Source organism: Hyphomicrobium sp., from assembly GCF_041659645.1.
Lineage (GTDB): Bacteria > Pseudomonadota > Alphaproteobacteria > Rhizobiales > Hyphomicrobiaceae > Hyphomicrobium_B.
In genome coordinates, this window is the sequence record NZ_JBAZXX010000005.1 from 82,837 (window position 1) to 100,034 (window position 17,198).

Sequence of the window (17,198 nt, forward strand, 5' to 3'; positions counted from 1 at the left end):
TATCCAACTCCGGGCGCTTCAATAAAAACCAAAGCGGGAGACTACAATCACATGTCGCAACAGATGGGCAGCGGAGAGCTTGCTGAATTGGTCCATCAAATGGAACAATCGGAAGACGATCCGCGCCAATGCTATGCACTGGTGAGGGAAAGAATTAGCGCGTTTCGCGATTCGGGCCGGGATATACCCGACGAATTGTCGAAACTCGAAAGGCAACTCATGACGGAATGCATGCTGGCCTCTCAAGGCCGCTGATATTCGTTATAGTGCAGGCGTATGAGAGCCTGCACTTGCATGCCTCTTTCCGTCCGATCAATTTCCAATTGATCGAGATTTATTGGTTTGGGCTGGCCGGCGCGAGTATTCGCGCAAGGCGGCCTTTTTTTATGCGGTGGCCACATGAACCTTGAGGTGGACGGCTACACGATTATGCCCGGCTAAAGGACGTTGTGGGTGCCGTCGCAATAGGGTTCGTCGTCGGTGGCTTTGCAGCCGCAGATATTGAACGTGCCCGTGCGCTCGGGAACAAAACGCATCGGTTCGAAGGAGGTGCCTTCGTGGGAGCCGTCGCAGAAAGGCTGGGTCTTCGAACGGCCGCAGCGGCAGTACCAGTATTCCTGACCTTCGGTCAGTTCGACCTGGTAGGGGCCAGTCTGGGCGACGACGGCCTCGTCGGACATATGCATGCTCCATCATGGGCTTGGGGACCGGGTCCCCTGGCTCGCTCGAAAGTTCGAATTCGCTATCGGGTTTGGGTGCGCGGAGCAAGGCCCCGCCAGAATTGCCCGGGGGGCGGCGGTTCGGTGCATGGACGCCCAGTCTGCTTAATATATGGGCGAGCAACATTTTTCGGCAATCGGGTTGTGGACATCCGCAAAAGCCTGGGCAAAGCTCAGCGCCGGCACGGAGTCTTGGGGAAGCACGGCTATCGGCGGCTTTAACGCACCGGGGCGGCAGGGACTTAGAGCGCCGAACAAGACCGGTTTAATGCCGTTCAAATTGGGGGACCCTTCGCATGTCCGATCTCTTTCGCAAGAAAGCCGTTGCCTACGACGATGCGGAATTCGGAATGAAGAGGGTCTTGAGCGCCCTCGATCTGACCCTTCTGGGGATCGGCGCGATCATCGGAACCGGCATTTTCGTGCTGACGGGCCATGCCGCCGCGACGCAATCGGGACCGGCGGTCGTGCTGTCGTTCTTGGTGGCTGGCGTGGCGTGCGCATTCGCCGCCCTATCTTATTCGGAGCTTGCGGCGTCGGTCGGCGGCTCGGGCAGCGCTTACGGTTATAGCTACGCGGCCTTCGGCGAACTGATCGCCTGGATCATCGCGTGGGATCTCATTCTGGAATACGGCGTTTCGGTAGCGGCCGTCGCCAACGGCTGGTCGGGCTATTTCAACAATGCCTTGACCGCGATGGGGATCGGACTCCCCGAGCAATTCACGAAAGGTCCGTTCGCTGAGGGCGGAGGCGGGATCGTCAATCTACCGGCGATCATCGTCATCCTGATCCTGATGGTGCTGCTGATCATCGGCGTTAAGGAGACCGCGCGCATCAATGCGGCTGCGGTCGCGATCAAGCTCCTGGCCGTCGCGATTTTCGTGGGGGTCGCAATCTTCAATGTTCACCCGGCGAACTGGTCGCCTTTCCTGCCGTTCGGCTGGTTCGGGCATGACGGCGCCGGTAAGCCGATCGGTGTGCTCGCCGGCGCGTCGCTGGTGTTTTTTGCTTATGTGGGCTTCGACGCCGTATCGACCGCTGTTGAGGAGGCGCGCGAACCGCAACGCGACGTTCCTGTCGGAATCCTTTCCGCTCTGGGCTTTTGCACGACCATCTACGTGATCGTTTCGGCGCTGATGACGGGCATCGTGCCCTACACGTCGTTGAATGTATCGTCGCCAGCGTCGGAGGCGCTGCTTCTTATCGGGCACGATACGGCTGCGGGTCTCGTCGCCACCGGCGTCATCTTCGGGCTGACGACGGTGATGCTGGTGCTCTACTACGGGCTGACGCGCATCATCACCAGCGTGTCGCGCGATGGTCTACTGCCACCCTATTTCTCCGCCGTGAACGAGCGCACGCGTACTCCCGTTCGGACGACCGTTCTGACCGGCGTCGTCATGGCCATCATGGCCGGATTTATCCCGCTCGGCATTTTGGCCGAGCTGGTCAATATCGGCACTCTGGTGGCTTTCGTCCTCGTCTGCGGAGGCGTGATCATGCTGCGCCGGTCGCATCCCGATCTGCCGCGCCCTTTCAAGACGCCCGGCGGCATTCTTACGCCCGTGCTCGGTGTTCTCTCATGCGGGGCGCTGATCGTATTTCTACCGTGGGAGACACACTTGCGGTTCATCCTCTGGCTCGCGGCCGGGCTGATCATCTACTTCACCTATTCGATCAAACACAGCCGGCTGGCGTCGACCTCCACCTGAGGCGTCATCAAGTCGTCATATAAAGGCACTTCCGCCGCAGTCGGCGCCGACTGGAAAAAGGTCGGCGCTGGGGTTAGGGTCGCGCCGACTCGGCCCCGTGGGTATTGCTCCGCTCCCCCTTCGGACCGATTACAAGGACCATCGACAATGGACTGCGACAGTCGCAGTGACGCTTCGCTTTCGCCAGCATCCTTCCGGCGCGCCTGATCGAAGGCGGCTCGGGGCGGCTGCGCGGCGGCCGTCAACGAGAGAGAGCCAGCATGCTGCGCAGCTACCGCCGCGAAAATTCACACATCGTCCTCGGGCAGGAAGGCATTCCGGCCGACGGGACGGTTTCGCTAGGCCAACCTCTCTGGATCGATCTTTACAACCCGGCGCCGCAAGATAACCGCTTCGTCGAGCAGCTTCTCGAAATCTCGCTGCCGACGCGGGAGGAGATGCAGGAGATCGAGGTTTCGGCGCGGCTTTATCAGGAAGATGGCGCGGAGTTCATGACGATTACGGCGGTGTCGGCGCTCGAAAGCGATGAGCCGACCATGTCGCCGATTACGTTCGTCCTGAAGGGCAGCTCGCTGGTGACGATGCGTTACGACGAGCCCAAGGCCTTCGCCAATTTCGTCGCGCGCGCGCAGCGGGCAAACGCGGTTCCCGTCGCCAATGGCGAGCAAATTATGATGGGCTTGATCGAGGCGCTTCTCGACCGCCTAGCGGATGCTCTCGAACGTGTCGGCACGAACATCGATCAAGTTTCGCGTCAGGTTTTCCGCAAGGGCAAGATGAAAGCGGCGCCGTCGAGCGACGATCTGCAGCTTGCCATCGAGCAGATCGGGCAGGATGGCGATCTCTTGACGAAGGTGCGCGAAAGCCTGGTCAGCATCAACCGCGTGCTGACGTATCACACAACTGTCGATCAACAGGTCGACAAGCGGGTCACCAAGGAAGCCAAGGCGCGGACCAAGGTTCTCTATCGCGACGTCGTGGCTTTGACCGATCAGGCGACGTTCCTGTCGAGCAAGGTGAACTTCCTTCTCGATGCGACGCTGGGGTTGATCAACCTGCAGCAGAACCAGATCATCAAGATTTTCTCGGTCGCGGCCGTAGTGTTCCTGCCGCCGACGCTCGTCGCGTCGATCTACGGCATGAACTTCGAGGATATCCCCGAACTCAAGTGGTTCTTCGGATATCCCTGGGCGCTGGGACTTATGGTTCTCTCGGCAATCATGCCGTATCTCTATTTCAAGCGGCGCAGGTGGCTCTAACGATTGGCATGAATGACACGCGTTTCGCGCGCCGGCGCGAAAGCGCCGTCAGGATTCGAGCAGCTTTCGGGCGGCCTTGTCGGGTGTCATCGTGCCGGAGAGAACCTCGTCGGCGAGGAGATCGAGGCCGTCCTTGCCGCCGGACTTTATGCGTGCGGCGACGATATCGGATGCGGCGCGGGCGATGAGATAACGTGCGCGGCGGCGGCGGCGGTCGATGGCACCATTGGCGACGACGCGCTTGCCGATCGCATCGAACGCCTGCACGAGATCGGGGACGCCATCGCCATTTAGCGCGCTCGTTTTCAGAACTGGGACTTTTTCGCTGTGCGTCGCGCGGATCGACAGCGCGCCGATGAGTTGCTGCATCGTTTGCTCGGCGCCGGGCCGGTCGGCTTTATTGACGACGATGATATCGGCAATTTCGAGCAGGCCGGACTTCATCGCCTGGATGTCGTCGCCGAGGCCGGGGGCGGCGATGACGATGCGAATGTCCGCCACTTCCGCGACGTCGATTTCGCTCTGGCCGGTGCCGACGGTTTCGAGAAGCACGATGTCGAAGCCGGCGCCGTCGAGGGCGTCGACGATGCGGACGGCGGCCGGGGAAAGACCTCCAAGATACCCGCGTGACGCCAGCGAGCGGACGAAGACGCCATCATCATCGAGGGCGGCGGTCATGCGGATGCGGTCGCCCAGAATGGCGCCGCCCGAGATCGGGCTCGACGGATCGACGGCGATGACGCCGACGGTGCGACCATGCTGTCGCAGATGGGCGATAACGGCGTTGACGAGGGTCGATTTTCCGGCACCGGGCGGCCCCGTAAAGCCGACGACGAGGGCGTGTCCGAGATGGGGCTGGAGAGCCTGGAGCAATCCCGGCGCGGCCGTAGACAGACGTTCCAACTCGGTGATCACCGTTGAGATGGCGCGGCGCTCGCCCGCCCGCATGCGGGCCACATAATCGGCGATATCGGCGTCGCCGATACGGGCAATGGGGGCGGGGGGGTCTGCAATCGTCTTGGTCATAAGCGCTGATAAGAGGGAACGGCGGCGGTCGCAATGAGCTTCGCGATTTTTGGTGAGGATGGATGGCGATATCGCGCTGGCGAGGGTCAGTTTGGGCGGAGGTCGAGATTGTGAGCAAAATATTCGATCTCATGGTCACGCCAAGCGGCGGGGTGTCCGGCGAAACCCATTTTGGCGCTGACGATGTTGTAGTTGTGCCCGCCGGCCTGCACCATGTCAGGCCCTTCTTCGGCAATGGCCTCGGCGCTCTTTGTGCTCGGCCGGACAATGGCGATGTGGCCCGGCTTATTTTCGTGATGATTGTGATAGGACGCGACGACAAGTTCGCCTTTGTTCGCCGCATCTTCGGCTGTCTGAGCGTCTTTTAAATGCTGCCAGCCTTGAGCAGCGCCTTCGCTCTCAAGCCATTCGTTCTGGGCGTTCGCAAGAAGGACTTGACCGTGATCGGGCGGCCGCAAGATGTAAACGCCTAGTCGCTTTGCGGCGGCCGCCACGAAGGCGCTACAGTGGGTGTGAACGCCGGTGCCTTTCTCTGGCTTTCCATCCGGCTCTCCGGTTTCCCAGTTGACGTGCAGGTGGGCGGGCCAATGTTTTTCGACATCAAAGCTGTCCAGCTTTTCAGCGAGCCGTTGCCCCGCCGTCGAAATCTCGTTGGCTTGGGCTACATCGGGGGCAATGGCGCCCGAGCAAAGTGCCGCTATCGCGAGGATGCGAGGCAAACCTTTGAGATGTGGCATGGCACTTCCAGGCTAGCTCGAAAAATCAGAACTTCCTCACGACATCCTCTGCGTCTGCGGGCGCCTGAGGCTTCGCCGATCGCAGGATCGCGGGCAGAATATCCTCGGCCTTGTCGACCACGGTGAAGTGGATGTCGAGGCCGGCGCGAATGAAGGTTTCGGCCTTCATGTGCTCAAGCAGATTCAGGAATGGGTTCCAGAAGCCGTTGATGTTGGCGACGACGATCGGCTTGGTGTGCCGCCCGAGTTGCGACCATGTCAGTTGCTCGACCAGCTCTTCGAGCGTGCCGACGCCACCGGGCAGCGCGACAAACGCGTCGGCGCGATCGAACATCAACTGCTTCCTGACGTGCATGTTCTCGACAACGATCAATTCGTCGACGTCCTGCAGCATGTGTTCGCGGCTACCGAGGAATTCCGGGATGATGCCCGTCACCTTGCCACCGGCGCCGAGGGCCGAGCGAGCGACTTCGCCCATCAGCCCGAGGCTGCCGCCGCCATAGATGAGGCGGATGCCGCTGTCGGCGAGGGCCTTGCCGAGTTTTCGCGCCGCGATGGCGTAGGCGGTATCGACGCCTTTGCCGGAGCCGCAGTAGACGCAGACGCCCTCAATCTCGGCCGAAACTCCCGATTTCATATCGTCCTTGGCGTTCTTCCCGTGGGCCGGTTTTGTGTCCGGCATTTTTGTCATTTCGTTCATTCGTATTCCGTTCTCAGATTATCAGTCTTCAATATTTAGTGGGCCGGCTTCGCGGTTCCCAGATGCCGATGCGGCCTAGTCCTCGCATCCCATCGATTTGACGCTTGTGAGCGCCGGGTCACGCTCCCGGGCCAATCCGCAGTCTCCGCCCCTGGCAGGGCTTGGCGTCGGCGGGAGACGTGTGCTTAGCTTATATAGGAGCTACAAGGCGATGTTATGAAGGGCGGGGAACCCACGGATTCGGCCGGAAAAATTGCGTTTCGGTGCGCGCGTGCCGGAGCTGCTGCGGGAATCCTTGTCGCTGCCGCGCTTTTATCGCTGCCGCTGGATGCCGCCATCGAGCGGCCGGATGTTCGCCGGGCCGCGTCACAAGCCGTTATCGACAGAAATTTTGCCATTGTCGTGGCAACCGGCAATGACGACACGCTAGAGGCCGCTGAAGCGCGCCCGATTGTGGTGGCGCAGGAGGCGCCGAAATCTCCTGCCGAACCGGGAACCGGCGCGGGTGAAAGCGCCCAGACCGAAGATCAGAGGCAGTGGCGGGCGAGAGAACTCAGCCTCTTGGATCGCGTGCAGGATTGGCTGGCGCGGGCCAATCGCGAATTTCAGGCGGTTATCGTCCGGCGGTTGTCGGTGGCGCCTCCGAGCGGCGGCGGCGATGACATCGCGCGCAAGCTCGAAGAGGTGAAGGAACAAGACGCCGAGAGCGCCGCGCAGCACGCAGAAGAGGCGATCAAGGCGGCGCAAGCGAAGCAGGCCGCCGAGGCCAAACATCGCCAGGACGTAGCAGACGCCGCAAAGCGCAAGGCCGAGGAAACCGCAGCGAAGGAAAAGGCAGCGGCGGACGAGGTGCGACAGGAGCGTGAGCGTCTGGAAGCCGAGACAAAACGCGTCGACGAGCAACGGCGACTTGCGGAAGCGCAGCGCAAGGCTGACGACGAGAAGCGGCTGGAAGATGCGCGGCTTGCGGCGCAAGCGCAGCAAGAGGCTCAGAGAGCAGCGGACGCAAAGAAGTCCGCCAATGACGCCGCTGCGAAGGTTGAGGCCGAAAAGCAGGCGGAAGAGGCGAAAGCGCGCGAACTTGCCGAGAAGGACGCCGAGGAGCAGCGCCGCCGCGAAGACGAGGAGCATCAGCGCGCCTTAGCCGATGCGGCCGCGAAAGCCGCTGACGATGCGAAGCGGGCAGCCGACGAACAACAGGCGGCGACGGCCGCCGCTCAGAGGCAGGCCGAAGAGGCTGCCGCACGGGATGCGGCCGAGAAGCAGCGTCTCGCAACGGCAGAAGCAGCGAAAGCGGCTGAAGATAAAGCCAAAGAAGATGCAGCCAAAGACGCGGCGGAAAAGCAGCGTCTTGCTCAGGAAGAAGCGGCGAGGGCTGCCGCCGCACAGGCCGCCGACGAAAAGGCGCAACAAGAAGCTGCCGCGAAGGATGCCGCCGATAAGCAGCGCATCGCCGAAGTCAAAGCTGCGCGCGCTGCCGCCGTCAAAGGGGCAGAGGAGAAAGCCGCAGCCGCTCCGCCAGCCGAGAGAAAAGAGGCGGCACCATCTCCGCCGCACGAGGCGGAGCTTGTCCGCGAAGCGAGCACTCACGTTGCGCGCGGTCCCGTCGTCAAGCGGTGGATCCGCCGGGCGCGACAAGGCCGTTGCCGATATGCGGGCCGCAAGATCCTGCTCCCGGGCCGCTATACCGTCGCGGGTGGGGATACGCTTTGGCGGATCGCGCTTCGGCATTATCGCAGTGGCCGTTATTTCTTGCGCATTTATCGCGCCAACCGAGACGTCATTCGCAATCCAAACCTCATATACCCTTGCGAGCGCCTTTACCTGCCGCGTCGGCGCGGGTGATGGACTTTCCCGCCGCTTGACCCTATCTGAGGGCCAATGCAAGAATCCTTGACCAACATGCGCGCGGCTATCGCCCGAAACGGGTTTGTCGCGCGCTTCATTCCCACCACCGAGACGTCACGGGTTTTGCGGGCACTGTGGCCTTACGTCTGGCCGCAGGATCGGCCTGACTTAAGGCGCACGGTCGTCTGGTCGTTCGTGATCGTGGTCATCGCCAAAGCGGTGACGGTGTGTGTGCCGTTCACGCTCAAATGGGCGACGGATGCGCTTGTCGCTGCTTCGGGCGGCCATGTCGCGAGCAGTCAGACGTTGCCGTGGCTCGTCGGCGCGCCGGTGCTGGCCGCCATTTTATACGGTCTGTCGCGCATCGTGATGTCGCTGCTGGTGCAGGTCCGCGAAGGCATGTTCGCGCGCGTCGCGATGCACGCCGTGCGCAAGCTCGCGCTTTCGACATTCGAACACATGCACCGGCTGTCGCTGCGCTTTCACCTCGAACGCAAGACCGGCGGGCTGACGCGCGTGCTCGAACGCGGGCGCACGGGCATCGAAAATATCAGCCGCATGGCGCTGATGACCCTGATCCCGACGATCATCGAATTCCTGATGATCATCGTCGTTTGTGCATACGAATTCGACTGGCGCTACATCGTGACCATCGTCGGCATGATCGCCGCTTACCTGTGGTTCACGATCCGCGCGACCGACTGGCGGCTCTCGATCCGCCGCGCCATGAACGAAAGCGACACGGACGCCAACACCAAGGCGGTCGACAGTCTGCTGAATTTCGAGACGGTCAAATACTTCGGCGCCGAGGGCCGCGAGGCCGCTCGTTACGACAAGTCGATGGCGGCTTACGAGAAGGCGAGCATCAAGACATACACGTCGCTCGCGGTGTTGAACTCGGGCCAGGCCGTCATCTTCACGGTTGCGCTGACGATCTGCCTCGTGATGGCGGCGAACGACGTGGTGGCGGGGAAAGATACCGTCGGCCATTTCGCAATGGTGAATTTGCTGATGTTGCAGTTGTTCATGCCGCTGAATTTCATGGGCATGGTCTATCGCGAGATCAAACAGGGTCTGACGGACATCGAGCGCATGATGGAAGTGCTCGAACAGAATCCGGAAGTCGCGGACCGCGCGGGCGCCAAGACGCTCGCCATTTCGGGTGGCGCGATCAAATTCGATCATGTCTGGTTCGGTTATGATCCGGAACGCGTCATCCTGAAGGACATTTCGTTCGAGGTGCCGGCTGGCAAGATGGTCGCGATTGTCGGACCGTCAGGCGCGGGCAAGTCGACGATCGGGCGATTGCTGCTGCGCTTCTACGATGTGACGAGCGGGCGGATCTTGATCGACGGGCAGGATCTTCGCGAGGTGACGCAGTCGTCGCTGCGCGAGGCGATCGGAGTCGTGCCGCAGGACACCGTGCTGTTCAACGATACGATTTTCTACAACATCAAGTATGGCCGCGCGGACGCGACGGACGAGGACGTTTACGCGGCGGCGCAGCTGGCGCAGATCGACGATTTCGTGCGGGCGCTTCCCGATGGCTACAACACGATGGTCGGCGAGCGGGGGCTGAAACTCTCGGGCGGCGAGAAGCAACGCGTCGCGATCGCGCGGACGATTTTGAAAGCGCCGCCGATCTTGCTGCTGGATGAGGCGACCAGCGCGCTCGATAGCCATACGGAAAAAGAAATTCAGGATGCGCTCGACCGCGTTTCGCGGGACCGGACGACGGTGGTGATTGCGCACCGGTTGTCGACGATCGTGCACGCCGACATGATTTTGGTGTTCGAGGCGGGCCGGGTCGCGGAGCAGGGGACGCACGCGGAGCTCATCGCAAAGAACGGTCTTTATGCGAGCCTGTGGGCGCGGCAGCGGCAGGCGGAGAAGGCGCGGGAAGAGCTCGCGCACGCTTTGGAAGACGCGGGCGAGTTGCCTCCGCGGCTCGGTTCGGACGAAGCAACTCTGCTGGAGCGCGCAGAGACGGAGTGATCGCGTGGCGCTCGGTTTTGTTTTGGCTTGTCGTGGATGGCCGCCTGCGCGGCCATGAAGTTGGTCGGGCGTCGTAGCACGGCCCGAGCCGTGATGGCGACGGCAGTTCCGAAATTAGTTTACGGCACCCTTGGCGATGAGGCTCTCGGCGCAGTCGACGATCGCTGTTTTCGCAGAACGAGGCTTCCAGCCCAGAACGGTTTGAGCCTTCGCTGACGTGACCATGTGTTTGCGGCCGAGCAACGGCGTGACGACTCGCACGGTGGGGTCGAAAATGCCGATCAGCCGCAGCACGAAGTCCGGCAGATTTCGGCTCGGAACTTTCTTCGCGCGCGGGCCCAGCTCCGACCGCAGGATCTCCGATATGTCTTTCATCCATTTCCATTCACCACCTGCGATAAAGCGCTCGCCTGCCGCTTCCGGCGCGGTCATGGCGCGGATGTGGAGGTCGGCCACGTCACGGACATCGACAAAGTTGAAACCCAGCCGGGGCGCGCCGGGAATGCTGCCGGTGAGCAAGCGCTGGACGATCTGGACGGATCCCAGGTTTTCTTTACTCAGTACCGGCCCAAGTACGGCGCTCGGCAGAATTGTCGTCAGTCTCGTCCGGCTGGACTGCTGGGACATGAAATCCCAAGCAGCCCGTTCCGCTAAAGTCTTCGACAAACGATAGGCGCCGAGGTCGGGATCGCTCGGGTCGGTCCAGAACGTCTCATCGGTCGTAGTCTCTCCGCTTCTTATTCTCGGCGCGCACGCGGCAACTGAAGACGTCATCACGATACGTTCGACCCCGGCGCCAGTCGCGGCACGCAGTACGCGCAGCGTGCCTTCGCGCGCCGGCACGACGAGCACGTCGGGGTCTTTGGGGTTGTCGGTGCCGAGAGGAGACGCGACATGGAGGACATAGTCACAGCCTGCCACTGCGGCGTCCCATCCTTCGTCTCGATTGAGGTCGGCCGCAAAAAAGGTGAGCTTGTCACCGGGGTCGACGACCGAGGCGATGATCGTGCGTGCGGCGGCTTCCTTCGCGAGGCTGCGCACGGTGGTGCGAACCGTGTAGCCACGCTGCAATAACTCAACCACGCACCAACTGCCGACGAAGCCGGTCGCGCCGGTCACAAGCACTGTTTTGGACATCATTCTCTCCAATGGTTTGCCGGTCGGTCGATTCAAATTTTCAGGTTGAAATCTTTGACAGCAAGGCGCGCGTCTCAGCGACGACGCGGTCTTGAAATTTCGGATCGCGCACGAGCGTGGAGCCTTGCGTTGGCTGGCCGCTCTCGTCGTAATAGACGCCGGTCTGGCCCGAAGTATCGGTTAGGACTTTCGCGATCACGCGTGCGGCCCGCTGCGGGGTGTTCAAAACCTTGATGAAGGGCATCAGCAGCGGTACGAGCACGGGAACGATGTATTTCGACAGAAAGCGTACGAAGGCACCGGCATCGCGCCCAAGGCCGGTGGCCGGAGTGACGCCGGGTTCGATTGCGTTGAAGTGGAGCCGAGGCGTCTCGCGGGCGAAGGCCATCGCGGTGGCGAGATTGCACTGCTTCGACGTGGCGTAGGCGTCCATGCCCACCCTTGCGGAACCGCCGGATTGCCACTCGCCGCGCGCGCCGGCTTCGGCCGAGATATAGCGCCCGCCACGGAAACCGGCGGCTACCGCGGGTTTGCGCTCCGGGTCTTCGGCGGCGGAGGCGACAAACAACACGTTCGCGCCGTCGGGCAGATATGGCACGAGTGCTTCCGTCAGCGTGAACGGACCGAGATGGTTGGTCGCGAACGTCATGTCCCAGCCCATCGCGTTTTTCGTCGGATGCACCTGCATGATGCCCGCGTTGTTGAGCAAGCCTGCAATTGGAAGTTCGAGCGCGATGATTTCTGCTGCCGCGCGCCGCACACTGTCGAGCTCCGACAGATCGCATACGACCGATATCGCGCGCCGCCCTTTTTGCTCGATGATCCTCTGCATCTCGTCGAGCTTGTTGCGGTCGCGCCCGACCAGGACGACGGTGCCGTGCTCGGCCAATTCAAGCGCCGTGAAGCGGCCGATGCCGGACGTCGGGCCGGTGACAATGTAGACGTTGGGATCTATAGGATTTTTCAACGCAGTCTTCGACATCGCGTTCCCTCATTAATTGTCTGTCTAGTCAGTCATTTCTTGATCAAAAAATTATCCGACTGCCCGCCAGAACACATCGAACCCGGCTTTGCAGTGCTTGTCGGCGTTGCCAGGTTCGCGGATCATGAAGTCCATCGTCGTCTCGGACAGCGATTCCATGATCGCGACGACAAAACTCATCGGGGCGTTGCGCATCGGACCATCGGCGCGAATGCGTTCCATCAGTTCGGCGACAGGCGCCATGGCCTGATGCGCCTGTGAACGCGTCGCCGGTGTAATTTCGTCGGAGACGCCGAGCTGGCATAGGGCACGCCGCTTCTCCGGACTGGCCATCCCCCAATTCATCGAACGCTTCCAGACGTGGAATGCCTGCTTGCGAAGGTCTGCCGACTCGCGGAGTCCGTCTAAAGCGGTTGTGGCCATTTCGGTCTTTAGTTCTAGGTAGAGTTCGTTGATCAGATCCGCTTTCGTTTCGAAGTACGTGAAAAGCGTGCCGTTGGCGACGCCCGCCTCTTGGGCGATTGTTGCGGTCGGTGCGCCAAGCCCCTGGGCTGCGATCACGCGCGTTGCGGCGGCCATGATCGCGTTGCGCTTTTCTTCGCTTTTTGGCTTCGCCATGTCGTCTCCTTAGCCGGATTGCATACTTCATGAGTGACTAGACAGTCAATTATGAATTTGAGGACGCGGCTGGCGCTGGTGGTGAAACGGCGATCGTCGAATTGCCGCAACGAGATCGTGGATGTTCTGGAGCGGATTTAATTCTCGACGATGATCCAGTCGTCGGGATTGGGGAGCTTTGCGCGTTTCGTCTCGGCTTCATCGCGGGTTGCGAACCGAATGGCGAGCGCGCGGCCAACGAAGACATCGCCGTTGCCGAGGTAGGTGTGTTTGGTATCGAACGCGAGCGGCGTCGAGCGATGCTCTTCAAGCAGGTAAGCCATCGGGGAATGTCCTCCGTCGTTCGACTCGAGGATAGCCGCGAGGGCTTCAATCGCCGCATAAAAAAGCTACCCCCGAGATTTGGGGCCGGGAGACCCATCTCAGGGGTAGCACGAGCTTAGCCTTTGGCCCTTCCAGGAAAACCTTGGGCTCAACTCGATTCTGTTACGGCGTTACCTTCGCGACTTCGGCTTCCAAGCGCTGTTTCGCTTTGCCGGTCGCGACGAAACTCTTGATCGCGTCGAGATTGACGGGCTTGCCGACCTGGACGAGGGCGACCATGCCCATGCCGTAATGGGGCAGGCACTTGATGACGTAGAGCCCGTCCTTGCCGGGGGTGAAGACGACTTCCTTGCTGAAGGCGCCTTTCACTTCCGGAATTCCTTCGGGCCAGGCGTTCGGAACGCTTTGAGCGTTATGGCCTTTGTCGGTCGGCACGAATTTCACGGTGTCGCCGGATTCGATTTTCAGGAAGCCGGGCACGAACACCATGAGATTGCCGGCGTCGTCCTTATTGCGCATTTCGATGATGTGTTCGGTGGCGCTAGCGTCGTGTGGCATAGCGAGCGCGGCCAGGGTAATAGCAGCCGCCATCAGAACGTGATGGGTCACTTTCATATCGTTTCCTATTCCCGGCCGTTTTTTGTTTACATAAAAAGTATAGAATAGGTTGGGCCGCGCCTCAAGTGTCCTTTTGACGCGTTCGGGGAAGGCCAATTCGCGGATTGCGCGGGCAAAACTTATCCCCGGCCCGAATCGCGATGTTACACTTGCCTCCGATGCCGCATTTTGCTGGCCCGAAGAGGCGAAAACGATTGAGCACAGACGATTTCATAGCGACGGCGAAGAGGATATCGGGCGCGCTTTGGCGCGGCACGGTCATTGCGATCTGGACGGTACGCGAGCTTCTGAGGACGGCTTGGAAAATCGCACGAGGCCCGCTGATCGCAGCGCTCAACATTATAGCGGCCCTTATCATCCTGTTCGAGGAATGGGGGTGGCGGCCGCTTTCGAACCTGCTCGGACGGCTTGCGAAATTCGCGCCGGTCGCGGCGCTGGAAAGACTGCTCGCAAGGCTGCCGCCCTATGCGGCGCTGATCGCCCTGCTGCTGCCGACGTCGTTGCTGCTGCCGCTCAAATTCTTTGCGCTCTGGCTGCTGGCGAACGAGCATTTCGTATCGGCGACGCTTTTGTTCGTCGGGGCCAAGATCGCGTCGACGGCGCTGATTGCCCGCATTTTCATTTTGGTGAAGCCGTCGCTGATGCAGATCGGCTGGTTCGCGCAGGCCTTCAATTGGTTCATGCCTTGGAAGGACGCGCTCTACGCCCAGATTCGGGCGTCGTGGGCATGGCGTTATGGGCGCATCGTGAAGGCGCGTGCGAATGCCGAAGTCTCAAAGGCCTGGAAGAGAGTCCGGCCGCAGGTCGCGGATCTCTGGCGGCGATGGACGGGGCGCGATTTGCCATTTGTGGGACAAGCGCGTGACGGCGCGGATATCGCTCCGAAGTGATTCGCCGAGATGGGGGCGGCTGACCTCGGGTCACTGCTGACGATTGGAAGATGTTCCCGGAATCAGCACGGCTTGCGACCGTTTCTCTCAGGCTGATGCCGCGAAAGATTGCAAATCAGCAACAGTCCTGATCTTGCCTCACATCGCATGATCCTATTCGCCCACTCAAATGTTGACGAGACGCGTCAAGTATCTTCTGTTTGACCCCGTTGGGCCGGGAGGCGGGTTCAATAGCCGGTGCCGTGCGACCGAAGCGTCAGGCCGGACCGGAGGAATTTGGGGGACTATATGACATCGAAACTTTTGGCCGGGGCTTTGCCGGTTTTTGCTTTGGGTTCGCTGATGGCGGCGACGGCGGCAAAGGCGGAAGACAAGCCGGATATCGGCGTCCCTGACGAGTCGATCGCCGCGGATCTTCCCTTTGACTCGGTACGCGCTTCGCTGGCCGCTTCCGGTGTCAAATACGGCGTCAACTACAACGGTGAATACTACGACGTGACCTCCGGCGGGCTTTCTCGCGGATCAACGTATAACGGCCTCATCGAGACCTATGTCGATCTCGACCTTGAGAAGATCATGGGCTGGAAGGGCGCGACCATTCACGCCAATGCCTTCTACGTTCATGGCGACGGGCCAACGGCGAAGACGGGCAGCATTTTCGCCGTCAGCAACCTTGAGGGCTTCGAGACTGTCCGTCTCGATGAGCTGTGGCTCGAGCAGTCGCTGCTCGACGATAAAGTGAAGGTGAAGGTCGGTTCGATCGCCGCCGATACGATGTTCTTCATCAGCGACACGGCGGCTGTCTTCTTGAACGGTACGTTCGGTTGGCCCGGTATTCTGGCATCCAACACCATCCAGGGCGGTCCCGGCTATCCGCTGACGTCGATGGGCGCGGTGGTGACGTTCACGCCGAACGACAAGCTGACCCTCATGGGCGCGGTCTTTAACGGCAGCCCGGCCGATCCGTTCGCCGAGGACCCTCAGAAGGACAACCCGCACGGGACCGATTTCCGCTTCGGCGACGGCGAGCTGATGATCCTCGAAGGTGCGTATAAGTACAATATCGGCCTGGAGGGGACCGTGAAGTTTGGCGGCTGGAAGCAGTTCAATGCTCCAGAAGGCGTTTACTCCGACTTCCGCAGCGGTAACGGCGTTAACAACGACTACGGAATCTACGGCATCATCGACCAGCAGATCTGGAAGGGTGACGGCGACAAGACCATCACGGCCTTCGGCCGTATTTCGGGTAGCCCCACGGATCGCAGCCCGATGGATTTCTACTTCGATACGGGTGTTCTGTTCGCGGGCTTCGTGCCGGGCCGGGCAAAGGATACGTTCGGCGCCGCCTACGGATATGGCCAGATTTCCAGCGATCTGGTCGACACCGATCCCTCCGAGCTCAAGACCTTCGAGTCGGTGCTCGAACTCAACTACGTCGCGCAGATCGCGAACGGCATCACACTGGCACCGGACTTCCAGTACTTCTGGAATCCAGGCGCCGTGGCGGAGGTCGATCATGCAGCCGTCTGGGGTTCGCGCCTGAAGATCAGCTACTGAGCGGCATCGACCGAACGGTTAATTTTCCCGTCGTGACTTGCGCCTCCTAGCGCCGCAGCGCTAGGAGGCTTTTTCATGTGCAGCGCTCAAACAGATCTGAAGCCCATCCTGATCGCGGGAGCGACGGCGAGCGGTAAGTCGGCGCTCGCGATGGCGATCGCGGAGCGAGTTGGCGGTGCGATCATCAATGCCGACAGCATGCAGGTCTATCGTGAGCTGCGGGTTCTGACGGCGCGGCCGACGCCCGCCGACGAAGCGCGCGTGCCGCACGCGCTCTATGGCTTCGTTCCGGCCAGCGAAGCCTACTCGGCAGGGCGGTTCGTTCGCGACGCTGGGGATGCCATTGCCAAGGCACAGGGCGAGGGTCGACGGCCCATCATCGTCGGGGGGACGGGCCTCTATTTCAAGGCACTGCTCGAAGGGCTTTCGCCGATCCCGGAGATCCGGGACGAGGTGCGGGAGTACTGGCGCGGTGAGGCGACGCGTCGAGGCGCCGGGTCATTGCATGCCGAGCTTACGGAGCGCGATCCCGTCGTCGCGGCGCGGCTTCAGCCGGCGGACACGCAGCGGATTGTGCGGGCGCTTGAGGTTCTGCAGTCGACCGGGCGGTCGTTGGCGGAGTGGCAAACGCTCAAGGGGCAGCCGGTTCTCAATGACGCGGAGACGGTTCGCTTCGTGGTTCAGGTCGATCGCGCCGAGCTTCACGCCCGTGCAGATGTCCGGTTCGCCGAGATGATTAGGGATGGCGGCATAGCGGAAGTTCAGGCGTTGTCGGATATGCAACTCGACGGCGGACTACCGGCGATGCGGGCGATCGGCGTGCGGCCGCTGCTCCGGGCTATACGTTGCGAGATCAGCTTGGATGAGTCGATATCGGCGTCCCAGGCGGAGACCCGGCAGTACATCAAACGGCAGGAAACTTGGCACAAAAGTCATATGATTACGTGGTATGCTGTAAAAACGAAATCTATGGAAAGTTCCATGCGAGAAATTTTCGCATTTATTCAGTCTAAGCGTTGACCAATTAGGATCGCGCACCTAGGTTCCCCAAACTTTCGCGATGATGGCGGGTCCGA

Annotated in this window: 17 protein-coding genes; 8 read left to right on the plus strand and 9 right to left on the minus strand. The window is 61.1% G+C overall.

The window, feature by feature from the left end; translation table 11 throughout:
• The first annotated feature begins 51 nt into the window (after positions 1 to 51).
• Positions 52 to 255, plus strand: a complete 204-nt coding sequence (locus WC811_RS18365) for a hypothetical protein (RefSeq protein ID WP_372646844.1) — start codon at positions 52 to 54, stop codon at positions 253 to 255.
• A 182-nt stretch (positions 256 to 437) separates the two neighbouring features.
• On the opposite strand, the gene WC811_RS18370 is transcribed toward WC811_RS18365, so the two are convergent.
• Positions 438 to 680, minus strand: a complete 243-nt coding sequence (locus WC811_RS18370; RefSeq protein WP_372646846.1) for a CDGSH iron-sulfur domain-containing protein — start codon at positions 678 to 680, stop codon at positions 438 to 440.
• 335 nt (positions 681 to 1,015) lie between these two features.
• On the opposite strand from WC811_RS18370, the gene WC811_RS18375 reads away from it, so the two are divergent.
• On the plus strand, positions 1,016 to 2,431 hold the full coding sequence (locus WC811_RS18375) for an APC family permease (RefSeq protein ID WP_372646847.1): 1,416 nt from the start codon (positions 1,016 to 1,018) through the stop codon (positions 2,429 to 2,431).
• A gap of 260 nt (positions 2,432 to 2,691) precedes the next feature.
• A complete protein-coding gene (corA, locus tag WC811_RS18380; protein WP_372646848.1) occupies positions 2,692 to 3,690 on the plus strand; it encodes a magnesium/cobalt transporter CorA in 999 nt (332 codons plus the stop codon).
• 48 nt (positions 3,691 to 3,738) lie between these two features.
• Here corA and meaB read toward each other — a convergent pair whose 3' ends face one another.
• The 3 genes from meaB to WC811_RS18395 form a co-directional block, all read right to left on the minus strand.
• Positions 3,739 to 4,716, minus strand: coding sequence for a methylmalonyl Co-A mutase-associated GTPase MeaB (gene meaB / locus WC811_RS18385; RefSeq protein ID WP_372646850.1), 978 nt, complete (start codon positions 4,714 to 4,716; stop codon positions 3,739 to 3,741).
• A gap of 86 nt (positions 4,717 to 4,802) precedes the next feature.
• Positions 4,803 to 5,453, minus strand: a complete 651-nt coding sequence (locus WC811_RS18390; RefSeq protein ID WP_372646851.1) for a hypothetical protein — start codon at positions 5,451 to 5,453, stop codon at positions 4,803 to 4,805.
• A gap of 25 nt (positions 5,454 to 5,478) precedes the next feature.
• A complete protein-coding gene (locus WC811_RS18395) occupies positions 5,479 to 6,153 on the minus strand; it encodes a TIGR00730 family Rossman fold protein (RefSeq protein WP_372646852.1) in 675 nt (224 codons plus the stop codon).
• Between the two features lie 216 nt (positions 6,154 to 6,369).
• Here WC811_RS18395 and WC811_RS18400 point away from each other — a divergent pair, with 216 nt between their 5' ends.
• A complete protein-coding gene (locus WC811_RS18400) occupies positions 6,370 to 7,998 on the plus strand; it encodes a LysM peptidoglycan-binding domain-containing protein (RefSeq protein ID WP_372646853.1) in 1,629 nt (542 codons plus the stop codon).
• Between the two features lie 36 nt (positions 7,999 to 8,034).
• Positions 8,035 to 9,996 (plus strand): ABC transporter ATP-binding protein/permease, encoded by a 1,962-nt coding sequence (locus WC811_RS18405; protein WP_372646854.1) that lies wholly within the window; start codon positions 8,035 to 8,037, stop codon positions 9,994 to 9,996.
• Between the two features lie 114 nt (positions 9,997 to 10,110).
• Here WC811_RS18405 and WC811_RS18410 read toward each other — a convergent pair whose 3' ends face one another.
• The 5 genes from WC811_RS18410 to WC811_RS18430 form a co-directional block, all read right to left on the minus strand.
• A complete protein-coding gene (locus WC811_RS18410; RefSeq protein WP_372646855.1) occupies positions 10,111 to 11,133 on the minus strand; it encodes an SDR family oxidoreductase in 1,023 nt (340 codons plus the stop codon).
• A gap of 40 nt (positions 11,134 to 11,173) precedes the next feature.
• Positions 11,174 to 12,115 carry an SDR family NAD(P)-dependent oxidoreductase gene (locus WC811_RS18415; RefSeq protein ID WP_372646856.1) on the minus strand — a complete coding sequence of 314 codons (942 nt, stop codon included), beginning with the start codon at positions 12,113 to 12,115 and terminating at the stop codon, positions 11,174 to 11,176.
• Positions 12,116 to 12,166: 51 nt separating this feature from the next.
• A complete protein-coding gene (locus tag WC811_RS18420; protein ID WP_372646858.1) occupies positions 12,167 to 12,733 on the minus strand; it encodes a TetR/AcrR family transcriptional regulator in 567 nt (188 codons plus the stop codon).
• A gap of 137 nt (positions 12,734 to 12,870) precedes the next feature.
• A complete protein-coding gene (locus tag WC811_RS18425; RefSeq protein WP_372646860.1) occupies positions 12,871 to 13,056 on the minus strand; it encodes a hypothetical protein in 186 nt (61 codons plus the stop codon).
• A 163-nt stretch (positions 13,057 to 13,219) separates the two neighbouring features.
• Positions 13,220 to 13,672 (minus strand): pseudoazurin, encoded by a 453-nt coding sequence (locus tag WC811_RS18430; protein ID WP_372646861.1) that lies wholly within the window; start codon positions 13,670 to 13,672, stop codon positions 13,220 to 13,222.
• Between the two features lie 197 nt (positions 13,673 to 13,869).
• Here WC811_RS18430 and WC811_RS18435 point away from each other — a divergent pair, with 197 nt between their 5' ends.
• The 3 genes from WC811_RS18435 to miaA all read left to right on the plus strand — a co-directional run bounded on the left by WC811_RS18435 (position 13,870) and on the right by miaA (position 17,142).
• A complete protein-coding gene (locus WC811_RS18435) occupies positions 13,870 to 14,565 on the plus strand; it encodes a hypothetical protein (protein WP_372646862.1) in 696 nt (231 codons plus the stop codon).
• A gap of 288 nt (positions 14,566 to 14,853) precedes the next feature.
• A complete protein-coding gene (locus WC811_RS18440) occupies positions 14,854 to 16,122 on the plus strand; it encodes a carbohydrate porin (RefSeq protein ID WP_372646863.1) in 1,269 nt (422 codons plus the stop codon).
• Between the two features lie 75 nt (positions 16,123 to 16,197).
• Positions 16,198 to 17,142 carry a tRNA (adenosine(37)-N6)-dimethylallyltransferase MiaA gene (miaA, locus tag WC811_RS18445; RefSeq protein WP_372646864.1) on the plus strand — a complete coding sequence of 315 codons (945 nt, stop codon included), beginning with the start codon at positions 16,198 to 16,200 and terminating at the stop codon, positions 17,140 to 17,142.
• Positions 17,143 to 17,198: the final 56 nt, after the last annotated feature.

Excerpts from the sequence above, each read along its gene's own strand:
- WC811_RS18365 (WP_372646844.1), top strand. The coding sequence starts at position 52 with ATGTCGCAACAGATGGGCAGCGGAGAGCTTGCTGAATTGGTCCATCAA.
- WC811_RS18370 (WP_372646846.1), bottom strand. The coding sequence starts at position 680 with ATGTCCGACGAGGCCGTCGTCGCCCAGACTGGCCCCTACCAGGTCGAA.
- WC811_RS18375 (WP_372646847.1), top strand. The coding sequence starts at position 1,016 with ATGTCCGATCTCTTTCGCAAGAAAGCCGTTGCCTACGACGATGCGGAA.
- corA (WP_372646848.1), top strand. The coding sequence starts at position 2,692 with ATGCTGCGCAGCTACCGCCGCGAAAATTCACACATCGTCCTCGGGCAG.
- meaB (WP_372646850.1), bottom strand. The coding sequence starts at position 4,716 with ATGACCAAGACGATTGCAGACCCCCCCGCCCCCATTGCCCGTATCGGC.
- WC811_RS18390 (WP_372646851.1), bottom strand. The coding sequence starts at position 5,453 with ATGCCACATCTCAAAGGTTTGCCTCGCATCCTCGCGATAGCGGCACTT.
- WC811_RS18395 (WP_372646852.1), bottom strand. The coding sequence starts at position 6,153 with ATGAACGAAATGACAAAAATGCCGGACACAAAACCGGCCCACGGGAAG.
- WC811_RS18400 (WP_372646853.1), top strand. The coding sequence starts at position 6,370 with ATGAAGGGCGGGGAACCCACGGATTCGGCCGGAAAAATTGCGTTTCGG.
- WC811_RS18405 (WP_372646854.1), top strand. The coding sequence starts at position 8,035 with ATGCAAGAATCCTTGACCAACATGCGCGCGGCTATCGCCCGAAACGGG.
- WC811_RS18410 (WP_372646855.1), bottom strand. The coding sequence starts at position 11,133 with ATGTCCAAAACAGTGCTTGTGACCGGCGCGACCGGCTTCGTCGGCAGT.
- WC811_RS18415 (WP_372646856.1), bottom strand. The coding sequence starts at position 12,115 with ATGTCGAAGACTGCGTTGAAAAATCCTATAGATCCCAACGTCTACATT.
- WC811_RS18420 (WP_372646858.1), bottom strand. The coding sequence starts at position 12,733 with ATGGCGAAGCCAAAAAGCGAAGAAAAGCGCAACGCGATCATGGCCGCC.
- WC811_RS18425 (WP_372646860.1), bottom strand. The coding sequence starts at position 13,056 with ATGGCTTACCTGCTTGAAGAGCATCGCTCGACGCCGCTCGCGTTCGAT.
- WC811_RS18430 (WP_372646861.1), bottom strand. The coding sequence starts at position 13,672 with ATGAAAGTGACCCATCACGTTCTGATGGCGGCTGCTATTACCCTGGCC.
- WC811_RS18440 (WP_372646863.1), top strand. The coding sequence starts at position 14,854 with ATGACATCGAAACTTTTGGCCGGGGCTTTGCCGGTTTTTGCTTTGGGT.
- miaA (WP_372646864.1), top strand. The coding sequence starts at position 16,198 with ATGTGCAGCGCTCAAACAGATCTGAAGCCCATCCTGATCGCGGGAGCG.